This is a genomic window from Pedobacter sp. NO84, from assembly GCF_059703915.1.
Genome location: NZ_AP046575.1, coordinates 2,805,960 through 2,820,611, shown reverse-complemented (window position 1 = coordinate 2,820,611; position 14,652 = coordinate 2,805,960). Strand labels below are relative to the sequence as shown.

9 protein-coding genes and 2 tRNA genes are annotated in these 14,652 nt (G+C 40.1%); 6 read left to right on the top strand and 5 right to left on the bottom strand.

Annotated elements, in window-relative coordinates:
- Positions 1-184: 184 nt before the first annotated feature.
- The 3 genes from AC6H0V_RS12330 to AC6H0V_RS12320 all read left to right on the top strand — a co-directional run bounded on the left by AC6H0V_RS12330 (position 185) and on the right by AC6H0V_RS12320 (position 2,642).
- Positions 185-862 (top strand): response regulator transcription factor, encoded by a 678-nt coding sequence (locus tag AC6H0V_RS12330; RefSeq protein ID WP_497560487.1) that lies wholly within the window; start codon positions 185-187, stop codon positions 860-862.
- A 178-nt stretch (positions 863-1,040) separates the two neighbouring features.
- Positions 1,041-2,363 (top strand): ATP-binding protein, encoded by a 1,323-nt coding sequence (locus tag AC6H0V_RS12325; protein ID WP_497560486.1) that lies wholly within the window; start codon positions 1,041-1,043, stop codon positions 2,361-2,363.
- A gap of 81 nt (positions 2,364-2,444) precedes the next feature.
- Positions 2,445-2,642: a hypothetical protein gene (locus AC6H0V_RS12320; protein ID WP_497560485.1), complete on the top strand. Its 198-nt coding sequence runs from the start codon at positions 2,445-2,447 to the stop codon at positions 2,640-2,642.
- 260 nt (positions 2,643-2,902) lie between these two features.
- Here the strand turns inward: AC6H0V_RS12320 and AC6H0V_RS12315 are convergent, their stop codons facing one another.
- Together AC6H0V_RS12315 and der are read right to left on the bottom strand one after the other, a co-directional pair.
- Positions 2,903-3,421 (bottom strand): GNAT family N-acetyltransferase, encoded by a 519-nt coding sequence (locus AC6H0V_RS12315; protein ID WP_497560484.1) that lies wholly within the window; start codon positions 3,419-3,421, stop codon positions 2,903-2,905.
- Between the two features lie 322 nt (positions 3,422-3,743).
- Positions 3,744-5,045 carry a ribosome biogenesis GTPase Der gene (der, locus tag AC6H0V_RS12310; RefSeq protein ID WP_497560483.1) on the bottom strand — a complete coding sequence of 434 codons (1,302 nt, stop codon included), beginning with the start codon at positions 5,043-5,045 and terminating at the stop codon, positions 3,744-3,746.
- A gap of 347 nt (positions 5,046-5,392) precedes the next feature.
- Between der and AC6H0V_RS12305 the strand changes: the two genes are divergently transcribed.
- The gene (locus AC6H0V_RS12305; RefSeq protein ID WP_497560482.1) at positions 5,393-5,782 is read left to right on the top strand and encodes a hypothetical protein; all 390 of its coding nucleotides are present in this window, start codon (positions 5,393-5,395) and stop codon (positions 5,780-5,782) included.
- A gap of 116 nt (positions 5,783-5,898) precedes the next feature.
- Here the strand turns inward: AC6H0V_RS12305 and era are convergent, their stop codons facing one another.
- Positions 5,899-6,789: a GTPase Era gene (era, locus tag AC6H0V_RS12300; protein WP_497560481.1), complete on the bottom strand. Its 891-nt coding sequence runs from the start codon at positions 6,787-6,789 to the stop codon at positions 5,899-5,901.
- Positions 6,790-6,901: 112 nt separating this feature from the next.
- Between era and AC6H0V_RS12295 the strand changes: the two genes are divergently transcribed.
- Both AC6H0V_RS12295 and AC6H0V_RS12290 read left to right on the top strand, forming a co-directional pair.
- A tRNA-Met gene (locus tag AC6H0V_RS12295) sits at positions 6,902-6,974 on the top strand.
- 75 nt (positions 6,975-7,049) lie between these two features.
- Positions 7,050-7,121, top strand: a tRNA-Glu gene (locus tag AC6H0V_RS12290).
- A gap of 644 nt (positions 7,122-7,765) precedes the next feature.
- On the opposite strand, the gene AC6H0V_RS12285 is transcribed toward AC6H0V_RS12290, so the two are convergent.
- Both AC6H0V_RS12285 and AC6H0V_RS12280 read right to left on the bottom strand, forming a co-directional pair.
- Positions 7,766-8,482 (bottom strand): hypothetical protein, encoded by a 717-nt coding sequence (locus tag AC6H0V_RS12285; RefSeq protein ID WP_497560480.1) that lies wholly within the window; start codon positions 8,480-8,482, stop codon positions 7,766-7,768.
- Positions 8,479-14,334, bottom strand: a complete 5,856-nt coding sequence (locus tag AC6H0V_RS12280; RefSeq protein WP_497560479.1) for a T9SS type A sorting domain-containing protein — start codon at positions 14,332-14,334, stop codon at positions 8,479-8,481. The genes AC6H0V_RS12285 and AC6H0V_RS12280 overlap by 4 nt, the downstream gene beginning before the upstream one ends.
- Between the last annotated feature and the right edge of the window lie 318 nt (positions 14,335-14,652).

The following is a 14,652-nucleotide window of genomic DNA, read 5'->3' as shown; positions in this document are numbered from 1 at the left end:
TTAAGGCGTTGGGCAGAGAGTAGGGAGTTGGACAGGCATTTCGCGAAAAGCAATTGAATTTTTGGTCTTTTGGTCTTTTCGACTCTTAGGGATTACCAAAGCTAATTTCCCTTTAAGTTAATCTTCCAGACTTTCGGACTCCCCGACTTCCGGACTATTTAAACAATTCATACATTTGAGTCTGATGAACATATTAATTATAGAAGACGAAAAGAATCTCGCCCTGGAGATGGCAGATTTTTTAGGTAAGGAGGGCTATTTAATAGAACATGCTTGGAAATGGAAATCTGCATCAGAGAAAATCTTTGTGAATACCTATGATTTTATTTTGCTCGATCTCGGTTTGCCAGATGGTGATGGGCTTGCTCTATTAAATCAGCTAAAAGCGATTGCAGGGAGAGAAGATGCGGTAATAATCCTCACGGCTAGGGGCGACCTTGATGATCGGATTACGGGTTTGGAAGCAGGAGCTGATGATTATTTGGCTAAACCATTTTCTTTAACAGAACTTCTGGCCAGGATGCACGCCATTATCAGAAGGAAGCACAAACTCGAAAAGAATGAGGTAAATGTGCACGGATTTGTACTCGACATCAAGCATCATCAACTCTGTTGGGAACAGCAACGGATTAACCTAACTAATAAAGAATTCGAAATTTTTAATTATTTAGCACTTAATAAAAACCGGGTAATTTCTAGGATGAACCTTACTGAACATGTTTGGGGCGATATCCTGGAAATCAATAGCGACTCGAACTTTGTTGATGTCCATGTTAAGAATCTAAGAAAAAAGCTAAGTGCCTTTACGTCTATTAACTGGCTCGAAACGGTCAGGAGTATTGGGTATAGGTTGAATATGTAAGATGTAAAATGGAAGATGGAAGATGGAAGATGGAAGATGGAAGATGGAAGGAGGCAAGACGTTAAACTAGCTCTTCTCCTCCAGGAGAGGCGGGGGTGAGGTGAGTTTGGAGTCGAGTCAGGAAATCGGTGTAATCAGTGTAATCAATCGCGAAGCGTAATCCGTGTAATCAAAAAAAATGAAACTACAATTTAAGCTTGCATTGTACAACGCCTTAACCAAGGCAGCCATAATTGTATTCTTAGGAATTCTGATTCTATTTTTTATTCGAAATATCTCTGTAAATCACATTCAACAGCGTTTAAAAGAGAAGCGCACTAAAATTATTAAGCATCTTTCTGAGCCAGAAATTAGGGATTTTTTGAAGCGTCAGGGCAACTATACCGATTACAATCTGTTAAGGGAAGAGTATTTTACACTTACCGAACTCCCTAAGGTAATAGACACTAAAGAACGTTTTTCTGAAGAGAAAAGGGTAATCGATGGTTACGAGTCAGAATATCAGATCTTAACCCAAGATTTTGTGCATAATGGGCACAACTTTAAGTTAGAACTGGGCGAATCATTAACTACGGTTGATCTTTTGGGAAAAACGATTTCTAGGTTTACGCTGTTGGTGCTCCTGATTGCAGCGGCAATAACCCTGATCTCTGATCTGATTTTTTCTAAATACCTGCTTTCGCCCTTTTATAAAATCATAGACGAGAAGATCAATATGGTTAACGATCCTACACATTTTAGTTATATCCCCATAAAAACATCCACTGCTGATTTCTTGATGCTTGATGAAAGTATCAGCATGCTGATGAACAAGTTTAGGGTATTGATTTCTGCCCAAAAAGAATTTATAGCCAATGTATCGCACGAGCTACTTACGCCCATTTCGGTGCTCATAGTTAGACTTGAAAATTTGTTGAACGAGGAGAAACTGAGCCAGGCAGGAGAGAACAAAGTGTTTGCAAATCTAAAAACATTAAGCAGGCTCAAAGCCATCATTAACAGCTTATTGATGATCTCAAAAATTGAGAACGACCAGTTTGTGAAGGAGGATGATATTTCGGTAAACGAAACCGTAAATGATGTAGTTAATGAACTTGAATATCGCTTGTTAATGAAAGGGCTGCGCATGACGGTAGACCTATCCAAAGATTATATTTTTAAAGGTAACGCTTCGCTTTTTAATATTTTGGTCACCAATTTAGTAGGCAACGCCATTAAATACAATGTGCAGGACGGTGGTATTGCCATAAGCTCGGGCGCTGTGCAGGGAATCTATACACTGCAGATCCGTGATAGCGGGATAGGTATGGAGCAGGCGCATGTAGAGAATCTTTTTGGCCGCTTTCAAAAATTAAATCCTACGGATGAAGAAAGTTATGGCCTCGGATTAGCAATTGTAAAGCATGTGGCCGATTTTCATCAGATAAATATCATGGTAAATTCCGAATTGGGAAATGGTACGACCGTATTGCTGAAGTTTAAAGACCCGATCGAAACTTAAAATAATAATGAAGTTTTTTCTTCATACTATCTTCATGTTGATGTAGCAACTTTGATTAACAATTTAATTAATATCAACGACATGAAAAAAACCATTTTAGCATTAGCATTAGTTGCTTCATCATTTGGAGCATTTGCAGTACAAACTCCAGCAACTTCTAAAAAAGTAGCTCCTAAAACTGAGAAAAAATCACACAAAGCAAAAAAAGATACTGTAGTTAAAACAGTAACTCCTGCTAAAGTTGTTAAACCAGCTAAAGCAAAAAAAGGAAAAAATTAATTTTAGTTTCTGGTTAGATTTTGGATTATAACTCAAAGCCCTTGAAGATTTATCTTTGAGGGCTTTTTATTTGGGGATTACACCGATTGAAAGGGATTACACCGATTAAGAATATTACAGCCATGGAGTTGTGAAAATAACTCATGGTTCCGCGCCCTGATTGATAAGCTTAGCATACGGGCCTGCCCAAGCGCGAGTTGAAATGCGCCTATCGCTGTAATCTTCTAAAAATCCCTGCCTGCCGGCTGGCAGGTGTGTAATCATTCGCGCAGCGAAATTTCAAAAAGCTGCAGCGTTATCCCTTCGTAGTGTTTGGGCAACCCGCTATTTGGTAAAATGGTCATCTTGCCTGCATCTTCAAAACCGAATTTCTTATAATATCCAACAAGTTTTTCATTGTCCGCCCAAGTGTCCATTCGTACGTAGTGTAAATTGTTAGTTTTGGCATAGTCGATAGCCCAATTGGTAATAAACTTCACAAAGCCCAAGCCTCTAAAATCGGGATGGGTTACGATACGGTGCAGATAAATGGCCGCATCCTTACTTTTTTCATCCCAAATCTGGGGGTCGCTAAAAGTGACCATAAAAATACAGCCTACTTTCCCCTTTGCAATAATTTTATATTGCCTATTCTCCACTATTTCCCGCGTTATTAATGCCTTATCAAAACCTTTCCAGTGCTTATTCGATACCTTTTTCTGGTGTGCAACAGCATGGTCATAAAATTCGAAAATTGTAGGAAGATCGGCGAGGGTGCTATTAACAATATTGAGGTCCATTTTAAAGTCAAAAAGTCAAAGTAAAAAGTCGAAAAGTCCAAGAGTCCAGAAGTCCAGAATGCGAGTCCTAAAGTTCGAAATTATCTAATTGAAATGTAATCCGGTGTGGAATACACTTTGATAGGCTTCATATGACACCATTTGAGAAGCAATATATGCAGTTCCCTGCTCTTTTAAAGTAAAACGATCTCTGGCGCTAAACCCCTGGGCTTTTGGACATTCCAACTTTTGGGCTCTAAGTAAAGCTCTCTAGCGTTAATTTAACTGACTCTCGGCCTCCGGAATCTAAAATTAAATTCTCTCTAGACTTAACCTTAACTACCTACTTCTGTCTAAAATAAATCTGAATGGGCACACCAGAAAAATCAAAATGCTCTCTCAGCTTATTCTCGATGAAACGTTTGTAAGGTTCTTTGATGTATTGTGGAAGGTTGCAGAAAAAGGCGAACATTGGAGATGTAGCATTGATCTGGGTGATGTATTTAACCTTAATGTATTTTCCTTTTAGAGCCGGAGGTGGATAATTTTCAATAATAGGCAGCATAATGTCATTCAGTTTTGAAGTAGGAATTTTTTTGCTGCGGTTTTTGTAGACTTCTAACGCTGTTTCTATCGTTTTAAAAATCCTTTGCTTATTTAATACAGAAATAAATACAATTGGCACATCAGTAAACGGCTGTAATTTGGTACGGATCTGATCTTCAAATTCTTTAATGGTCTTGTTGTTTTTTTCGATTAAATCCCATTTGTTAACCAAGATTACAATTCCTTTTTTATTTTTTTCGGCCAAGTGAAAAATGTTTACGTCTTGAGCTTCCAATCCATCTTCGGCATCAATCATCAACATCACTACATCAGCCTCTTCTAACGCCTTAATGGTACGCATAACCGAATAGAATTCGATGTTTTCCTTAACCTTTGTTTTCTTACGTAAACCGGCGGTATCAATAAACATAAATTCGTGACCAAACTGATTATAATGGATATGGATCGAATCGCGGGTTGTACCAGCAATTGGGGTTACAATATTTCTATCTTTTCCAATCAGTGCGTTAATCAATGATGATTTTCCAACGTTAGGCCTGCCAATAACCGTAATTTTTGGTAAGCTATTTTCTTCTTCAGGAATGTCTTCAAAATGGGTAATCACTTCATCCAATAATTCTCCAGTTCCCGAACCTGTCATTGAAGAAATCGTATAGATTTCTCCCAATCCGAAGCTATAGAATACAGTGGCATCATTTTCTAATTGATGATTGTCGACCTTATTTACAACAATGAAAACTGGTTTTTTACTACGGCGAAGTAATTGTGCAATCTCATCGTCCAGATCCGTAATCCCCGTGGTTACATCAACCATAAATAACAAAACGGTAGCTTCTTCGATAGCGATTACAACTTGCTCACGAATGGCGGCTTCAAAAACATCTTCAGAATTAGCTACATAACCACCTGTATCAATTACGGTAAACTCTTTGTCCGTCCACTCGGCCTTGCCATAATGACGATCACGGGTTACGCCGCTAAAATCATCAACAATGGCTTTGCGACTTTCGGTTAAGCGGTTAAAAAGGGTAGATTTGCCTACGTTTGGTCTTCCTACTATTGCGATGATATTGCTCATGGTGTTGGTGTTGGAACGCTTAATGTTAAACGTTGTAATGTTTGATAAGCCTATGGTTAATAGATCTTGGCAATAGCCGGATTAAAGTGTTTCACTTAGGCATCCAAACCCTGAGCCGTTAACTATTAGCTATAAGCCATTAGTAACCTTTTAATTAATAAAGCGTTAACTTCCTAAAAGGAGTGCAAAGGTACGGATTTTTATCGAACTTGAAAAGATTAGTTCCCTTTAGTCTAATTAGCCTGAATATCCTAAGTTTTGTGAGAGAAAAATTTATTTGCATCATACGAAATTGTTCGTACATTTATATATACGAACAATTTCGTACGTAAAGTAAATACTGTTTTATGGAAAAGCACTTATTAAAATCATTTTGCATCATGGCAATTGGCATAGCGAGTTTTGCTGGTGATGCGGCCGCACAAGATCAGCCTAAAATCTACACGTATACCGCAGCAACCGATACGTTTACAGGAGTAAAGTTTTCTTCATTACCAAAGGAAAAGCAGGATAGCCTTAGAAAGGAATTTGCAGAGAACGGGCTTAAGGTTGAACAGGATGCACTGGTATTTTTCGCGAAAAGAAAGAAAGGTGAAACATCGGTTTTGACCGAAGAAAATGGAAAGGTATTGCAATATAGCATTCCTAAAGGTGATATTTACCTAGTGCCAAACCACGAGGGCTTAAAGCGTTTTGTACCGAAGGGCCCTCAAAAACTCTATATCACTATACCCTAGCAAGAGGCGTTCTGCTAAGGCGTAGATGCTTGCTATTCGTTCTGCGGTAGCAAGTATTGCTTATAAACCACATAAGACACGTAAGATCTTATATGTCTTATGTGGTTTTGTTGATCTTAGTTGTCGTATCCAAAATTCTTCAAATAATTCTTCTTGCTTCTCCAATCGGGGATTACCTTAACAAAAGTTTCTAAGAAGACCTTGGTATCCAAAAATTTCTCGATGTCTTTTCTAGCTTCCATGCCTACTTTTTTAAGCATTGATCCGCCAGTACCTATCAGGATATTTTTTTGCGAATCTCTTTCTACTACAATTTCTGCGGTAATCCGCACCATTGGTCCGCCCTTGCTCTGCTCTTCTTTAAATGAAGTAACTACTACTTCAGTACTGTAGGGGATTTCTTTTTGGTAATTAGTAAAGATTTTCTCACGGATGATTTCCGATACAAAGAACCGCTGACTGCGATCCGTTAGTTCTTCTTTATCATAGTAGGCAGGATGCTCAGGGATGTTATCTAAGATCATTGGTAATATACCCTCGAGATTATATTGGTGCAGGGCCGAAATAGCATAAATATGTTTTGGGTTTAGCTTTTCTTGCCAATAGGCCGATTTTTCGTCTACCTGCTCTTGGGTTGCATTATCAATCTTATTAAGAAGTACTACCAAAGGGATGGTTGTATTGGTAATTTTCTCGAGCACATCGTTCTCATCATGCTTCTCGTTGATGTCTGTAACGAACAGAATAAGATCGGCATCGCTAAGCGCACCATTTACGGCGCTCATCATCGAATCTTGAAGTTGATAAAGTGGTTTTATGATGCCGGGCGTGTCTGAAAATACAATTTGAAAGTCATCTTCGTTTACAATTCCCAAAATACGGTGTCGGGTGGTCTGCGCTTTGGGCGTGATGATCGAAAGCTTTTCGCCCACCAGGGCATTCATGAGGGTTGATTTACCCACATTTGGTTTCCCGATGATACTAACAAAACCTGCTTTGTGCGACATATTAAATATTTTTTGAAATAAATTTGTTCTGCAAAGAAACGAATTATATCTTTGCATTCCAATTCGGAACAAGGGCAATGGATATTGTTAAGGCTTCTAGAATTGTATAGTGTGCGGGGTGGAGCAGTTGGTAGCTCGTCGGGCTCATAACCCGAAGGTCATCAGTTCGAGTCTGGTCCCCGCTACCTTTGAAAGTTTGCAGTTCACAGTTTAAAGTTGGCAGTTTTGATAACTGAAAATTGGTAACTGTAAACCGAAATGGCCCGTTCGTCTAGGGGTGAGGACGCCAGATTTTCATTCTGGAAACAGGGGTTCGATTCCCCTACGGGCTACATTAAAACCGCATTAGATTTGTCCTAATGCGGTTTTTTTATTTCTACATACAAAACACAAACAGCTTTACATCAATTAACATGTTTTAATTTTAATATTGATTTTGGGATGTTTGATGTTTATCATTAAAAAATTATCATGCCTGAAGTAGCTTACTTATTAGGAGCAGTTGCAAGCGCACAGTGCATGCCAGTCGTGAACGGTATGGAGGAAGGTATTGGAAAACTCGTAAAGGAACTCCAACCCATTGGTCTAAACAAAATATATGGTGACGAACGAGCACATTTGTTTTCCAAAAGAGCTAGATATTACTGTACTGCAGGTCATTCATTAAAATCAATAACTTGATGTTTGTGTAGATAGATAGTAATGGGGGCAATCATCAATCCGAAAAACAAAGATCATTACACATCTTTAGTGCTTGCCCTTGGGGACATGCTAAATTTTGAAAGTGGCAATAAAGCAAGCCTCGACTGCATATGGTTAAGTTCGATGTCTTTTACAACCATGTTTTAGGTCCTTGAACAAATGGATTCATTTGAATAATTATAGTCTATTGTGGCGTGTTTATATTAAGTTTACCCCACCCGTTAGATATAGTTATTCGCATGTTACAGGCCTAATTGAATAATTTCAGCCTATGCTATTTTACGGTAAATTGGATATTGCCAGAGTCTGAGGTATTCCCTAAAGCATCTCTAGTAACGATCTTCCAATAATAGGAGCCTGCATCAACTGTAACTCCTTGCAGAGATTGAGTAGTGACATTACTTTTATACAATCCCGGGGTGCTTGTTTTTCCTAGGTAAATATCATAATTGGCGATATCTCCATCTGTATCGGTACCTTTCCAAGCGAGATTAATTGTTGCATTGGTTGCAACCATTGCTTGTCCATAGGCTGGACTTATGGCATCTGCAGGAAAGGGCGGATGCGAGACTACGCCAACCCCAGAGTTGTAGAATTTCCAAACCGCACTTTGAGCAGTAGCCGAGGTTTTATCCGATACAGAAATAACATACCAAGAAAAGGGGGTATCACGCAATAGGGTAACCTCTAAGGTATTTTTTGTTGTTGGATAGTTTGAACTGGTGCCCAGTTGCAAATCTTTGACCACTAATATATAACTCGTTGTATTGGTAGATGTGTTCCAGGTAAAAATAATTGAACTTGTTGTAGCTGTAACGACTTTTCCAGAGGTGCAGGCCATGTTTTGTTCGGGATAAGTTAAGGTTACTTCAGTAGGTGCAGGCACAGCTGGTGGAGAAGGGCTTGGTTTTGGTTCCTTTGTTTTACCACAACTATATAAATTAGTGAGTATGTAAACTGTAAGCAGTACTAAAATTAATCGCTTCCTCATTGTTTGATTACCTTATACGTGTTAACACTTTTTCGGGACGAAATCTTTACAATATATAATCCGGGACTTAGGTTGGGCAAATCTATCTGAACATATCCCGATTGCCCAATATATTTTTTATTGTAAACGTTTTTAATGCTAGAAAATACCTCAACCGTAACCCCACCACCCGGGTCATCACCGAGATTTACATTTAAAGAGTTAACAAATGGATTGGGGTAGACAATAGTACCCCCTGAAAGTGAAATTTCTTTTTTGATAACGCCTTGACAAGGTTTTTCGGTGGAAACCGAAAGCACATTCATTCCTGAAGAAAGTGGAAGTGTAATACTGCTTTGGGTAGTTGTGGTTATTTTGCCATTTAAATCTATGGTATAGGTTTGCCCTCCTTCTAAAGTAAGGTTCACCGTATTGTCTTGTTGGTTAACAGCGCTATATACCGCAAGATTTTTAGGTTCTGTTACCACCACAGTATAACATTGTTGGTAGGTAGGCTCGCCCGAAACCTTAAAGCAAACCGTATAGGTCCCAGCTGGCAGCGCATCAAATTTTACACTGCTAGACATGCTAATGCTTTTGGTTACAGGACCGGTTAGATTTACAGTATAGCCTAAAGTATTTTGTACAGCTGTAATATTTATTGATCCATTACTTTGACCTCTACAGCTTACACCCGTGGTGGTGATGTTATAATTGTTGCTAGGGAGGCCAAACTCAGTTCCAATAAATACTTCCAAAGGCTCTGACGTTTCAGTTACTTGGTCCAGACTCAATATCACACGATACACCCCCGGCTGACTTGCGGTATAGGTATTAGTAGATCCTAAAAGATCAACCCCGTCCTTTGACCATTTGTAGGTGTAGGATCCTGAAGGTGCAGTACATTTTAGTTCAACTACATTGCCTTTAGGCACACTTACAGGCCCAACTGCACTAATTACAGGCTTGGGTACAAATGATAATGTAGATGTTGCATTAACATTTCCTGCTGGAGAAAATACCATTACTTGCCCTGCATTACCGTTATCTAAAATAGCCGTAATTGTTGTTGGCGATTTTACTACAAAAGATTTAGCTGCAGTTTGGCCAAACGTTACATTAGTGATTCCTGTAAAATTTAAACCCGTTATGGTTATCTCTGTACCGGCTTTAGCCGTTGTGGGTGAGAAAGAATAGATTAATGGGCTATTTGAGGTCTTAAAATTGAGCATTTCGCCAGTTATAGTGCCTTGATTGTTGGTTGCACTTATTCTGTAATAATATGTCGTATTGGGTGTTAAGCCCTGCAACGAACTCGAAAAATTAGTAGTCCCTGAATTTTCATCAAGAGGGCTTGTGCCCGAAGTTAAAGTTGCAGAAGTGAGCGCTGTTGTTGAAGTACCATATTCCAGTTTCACCGTTGTGCTAGTACCATTAGCATATGCACTTCCATTAAGTGTTGCACTGGTGCTCGTTAAAGAGCTTAGTGGTAAGGTAACTACAGCTGGTAAAGCAGAATATGTCCATGCAGCACCCCTACTATCATCACTACTGCTAAGGGTGCTTAAGGCAATTGAGCCGTTAGCTGCCATCGATAGGGACCCACCTTGAACAGTAGGATCATAATGATATTTTACCAATTTACTCATAAACTTCCAAGTGGAACCCGTTCTCTGATAAGATAAAACAGCTCCATCTAAAAAGTTATCACCGGGTGCCCCAATTATTGCTACATTTCCGTCGGCACTTAATGCAGATGAATACCCAAAGTGGGCATCATAGCGCACACTTGATGGCGCGTCTATTGTTGCTTGTTTCGTCCAAGTGTCGCCGTTTCTTACAAAAAAGCCCACTTTTCGGTTGTCAAAGGTTTCGCTGCCCTCGTCAATTGCCATAGTAGTTCCATCAGCATTTACTGAAAGTCCATAGGCCGACTTTGTTGCAATCGACAATTTAGGACCTAGTTGCTGCCAAACCCCATTTGTTTTTTGAAATGTCCAAACAGGAAATGCAGTGCCATTTCCTTCTCCTGCAATTATGATCACATTACCATCTATGGTCATAGCTATCCCCCTAGTTGCTGTAAATTCATTTCCAATCAACACCCTAGGTTGTTCAGACCAGCCATCGTCGGTTTTCTTATAAACCCATACTCCACCTAGGGTATTGGCATTACCTTGAGAAGATAATATAGCTAAAGTTTTGCCATCACCGCTTAAGGATACAACATTATTGCGGTCTGACATAAACACAATATTGTTTGCGGGCGATTTAATTCGAACAGGTTGCGACCAAGTAGTGCCTGTTCTGGTAAATGCCCAAACCACCAATTGATCTGACATTTCTCTTCCAGTTACTATTGCTGTATTGCCATCAGCACTTATTGCTGAAAATCTCGCCCTACCATCCAATATAAAATCTGAAGGACCCGTTAGCCTGCTTTGTGCCACCCATCGATTATTCACCCGAATGAAAACCCATGCTTCTACCTTATTAAGATTGGGATAGGCGCTACTTGAACTAATAAATAGTGCTGTACTGCCGTCCGCACTTAGCGATATACTGGTTTCACTAGTGTTTGAAGTTGATGGTGGCGTAATTACGGGTGTGGTGACATATAATCTATCATCAACCGAACCACTAGGGTACATCGTATTGGTTATCTTGAAGTTTCCTGCACTTACATTTCCGCCGCTTGTGGTAATGCTAACCTGCCCATTAACCGATCCAGGCATTACAATCACTGAAACGTGTGTTGTTGAATTAGAAATAGTCAATGCTGTTACTCCGCCAATCTTTACCTCTGCATTTTGCAGATTTGTACCAAGAATAGTAACCAATGTACCGATTGCGCCAGAGCTTGGACTAGGGGCACCCACGGTCGGTATACCACCTACGGTATTAAATTTTAAGATGTTACCTTTTGTATTTCCATAACTGCTACTTGCATTGATTCTGTAAAAATAAGAGGTGCCAAGTGTTAGATTGGTAAGTTTAGCGGTAAAGTTGGTTGCACCACTACCAGGGGGTAGGATAGAAGTATTTGAGGGATTAACCACTATCGCATCACTTAGATCAGGTAATTTCCCATATTCGAAACTAACGGTTGTTGAGGTTTGGTTATCATCTACAGTCCCATTCAATGTGGCCGTAGATTGTGTAATGTCTGTAGCGTCAGTGCTAAAAACATCTGGAGCCAATTGTGATTTATATACCCAGAACGCACCTTTGTTGTTGTCGTCCAATGGTCCCCCAGAAATGATCGTGTTTCCATCAGCACTCAACGCCGTGGCCAAACCCAGATAGGGAGAACCTACAGCGCCCCCGGGTTTTAATTTGTTTCCTTGGGGCATATAGGTGCCATTCACTAGTTTATATACCCATAAAGCTCCCTGATAATATTCATCTTGAATTCCACCAATAATAGCCACATTGCCATCTACACCAAAACCAATGGACGAACCGAAGGCGCTCGTTCCAACAGCATCGGAGGGTGGGGTTATTTTACTTCCTTTTTGAGGCCACTCTGTGTCATAATAATTATAAAATACCCATACCGCTCCCGTTCCATTGTTATCACCAGGTCCTCCAACCATTGCAGTATTTCCATCGGCGCTTATAGCCACACAAGTACCCTGCTTAGAAGCACCAATAGCGCCAGAACCAATGGCGAGTACTTGTGAGCCCCAGGTCCCTTCTTTTTTATAGAACATCCATGCTGCTCCAGCCTGACTATTATAAAAAGACCCGCCAACAATAATTCTGGTTCCAGTGGCGCTTAATGCGATAGAAGAACCAAATAATGCTCCCCACGAATTGTCAGGACTAAATTTACGTTCAAGTTTCCATGTATCACCGTTACGTGCGTGGATCCATATTGCACCCGCTTCAGGTATATTGCCAGAACCACTAAAAGCCATTGTGTTTCCATCTGCACTGATGGCTACAGATCTGCCTTGGGTTAATGAACTTCCATCGAATATTTTTTTCCCTAATTGGCTCCAAATGCCGTTGGATCTGGTATAGGTCCACACTGCCCCTCGACCATTATTATCATTTAGGCCTCCAACCAATGCTGTATTACCATCGGCGCTTAGCGCCACTGAGTATCCTTGTTTAGAGGCACCAATACTATTTGTGCCCACCAGTTTCCCACTTTGAGGTGTCCATATCCCGTTTGACCTGGTATAGATCCAAGCTGCCCCAACACTATTGTTATCGAAATATCCGCCAATAATTGCTGTATTGCCATCGGCACTAATGGCCACGCTATAGCCTTGTTGTGCAGCGCCATTGGCAGAAGGACTTGACACTTTGCTCCCTTGCTGTGCAAAAGATACCGGTGCACTCTTAATGGTAAGGTTTTGGGATGAAGAGCCCACGCTGGCCTGGGTTGCAACGGAAATGCTGCCTGTAGACGTCAACGGCATCACCATTGCCTTTATTTCTGTATTGGTGTTGGAAAGTACTATTGCTTCGACACCCCCAATTTTAACGTTTTTTGCATTTATCAAATGATTACCTTGTATCGTAATGATAGATCCCACGAAACCAGTTGTTGGACTGAAAGATGCGATGGTGGGAGTTGATGAATTTGTTACTGTACTAATGTTTACGATAGTACTGGCATAATAGGCTTCTGTAAATGCATTTATGGTATAGTTTGTTGCTGGAGAAGCTACTAAAGGATATGCACTAATGATTCCAGTTGCGCGGTCAAACTGTAAGCCTGTGGGCAAATCCGGAACTACCATATATCCAGTGGATACCATTTTTCGGATCATCGAATTAAATTGGTCCACAAGATATAGATTTCCCTTCCCATCCAATTGTAGTTCCATTACTCCATTAAATGTAGCCTTATTTCCAATTCCATCATCAGCACCATTAGTGCCATTTCCTGCCACAGGAGTACTAATTACGGTGCCTGTTGGAGTGATGTATCTAATCAGGCTGTTAATATTATCTGCAACGTACATTCCCCCCGACCGATCAATAGCGAGCCCTCTAATAAAATAAGAAGAATAGCCCATCTGGTTAGCGGGTAAAAAAGTAGAGACAGTTCCATCTGGGGTTACTTTTCTAATTAGTCTCCTACTTTGGTCTACTACAAATAAATTTCCGCTATAATCAAATGCAAGCTCCGTTGGGCCAGAAAAACGTGCTGCTGTACCTATCCCATTAACAAAACCAGCGGAGAAGTCGCCTACAAACGTTGTTACTACACCATCTGGAGTAATTTTTCTAATGGCAGAACCCCCATTTTCTGTAACATAGAGGTTTCCAGTTGCGTCGCAAGCAAGACCTATCGGTTGTAAAAATGAAGCAGCTGTGCCAGTACCATTTTTCAAGTTATAAATTCCGTTTCCTGCAAGAGTAGAAACTACGCCATCAGGGGTAATCTTCCTAATTCTATTGTTTACAGTTTCTGATACATAAAGATTATCATTGGCATCAATGGTGATTGACGACAACCCTTGGAAATTCGCATTTGTACCAATACCATCTTTATAACCAGCTACACTACCCGCAAATGTGCTTACCGATCCATTAGGAGTAATTTTCCTGATCAGGTGATTGCCATAATCAGCAACAAATATATTTCCTGCTTTATCAACAGCTACATCAATTGGGTCATAAAAGCGGGCAGCGGTTCCACTACCATTGGTTGAGCCATCAACACCGTCACCAGCTAAGGTGGTTACTGTTCCAAATATGGTTGAAGGAACGGTAGCCCCACTGTTGTTTGGTGTTAGAGGAGCAATTGGTATTCCAGTGATATAGGTTTGTGGCCCATTATACGTAATTACAGGCGCTTGTGCAAAAGCATTGAGGTGGATTGCCAGACAAATAATTAAAAACTTAAACCGCATTTTTATAAGCTTCTTTTAGATCATACAACATGTATCCAACATCGCTAACTGGCGGAGAATGCGTTAGAATGAGAACGTAATACCATATAAAGTTATTTATTTTTTTTGTATCTCAAAGGAGTTCTTACTATTTCTATTATGCCATCTGGGCAACCCTATAATAATAGCTATATCTTGCCTCAGAGCCACAGGAGTGTTAAAGTTATATCACCGTAATTGAGCATACCTTAAAAAAACCCGTTTTTGGCATGTATTAGTTATGTAAGATCAGGAACGAATTTATATCGCCTATATCGATGGTAATGCGGCCTTTTATGT

Excerpts from the sequence above, each read along its gene's own strand:
- era (WP_497560481.1), bottom strand. The coding sequence starts at position 6,789 with ATGTCGCACAAAGCAGGTTTTGTTAGTATCATCGGGAAACCAAATGTG.
- AC6H0V_RS12305 (WP_497560482.1), top strand. The coding sequence starts at position 5,393 with ATGGAAAAGCACTTATTAAAATCATTTTGCATCATGGCAATTGGCATA.
- AC6H0V_RS12315 (WP_497560484.1), bottom strand. The coding sequence starts at position 3,421 with ATGGACCTCAATATTGTTAATAGCACCCTCGCCGATCTTCCTACAATT.
- AC6H0V_RS12280 (WP_497560479.1), bottom strand. The coding sequence starts at position 14,334 with ATGCGGTTTAAGTTTTTAATTATTTGTCTGGCAATCCACCTCAATGCT.
- AC6H0V_RS12285 (WP_497560480.1), bottom strand. The coding sequence starts at position 8,482 with ATGAGGAAGCGATTAATTTTAGTACTGCTTACAGTTTACATACTCACT.
- AC6H0V_RS12330 (WP_497560487.1), top strand. The coding sequence starts at position 185 with ATGAACATATTAATTATAGAAGACGAAAAGAATCTCGCCCTGGAGATG.
- AC6H0V_RS12325 (WP_497560486.1), top strand. The coding sequence starts at position 1,041 with ATGAAACTACAATTTAAGCTTGCATTGTACAACGCCTTAACCAAGGCA.
- der (WP_497560483.1), bottom strand. The coding sequence starts at position 5,045 with ATGAGCAATATCATCGCAATAGTAGGAAGACCAAACGTAGGCAAATCT.
- AC6H0V_RS12320 (WP_497560485.1), top strand. The coding sequence starts at position 2,445 with ATGAAAAAAACCATTTTAGCATTAGCATTAGTTGCTTCATCATTTGGA.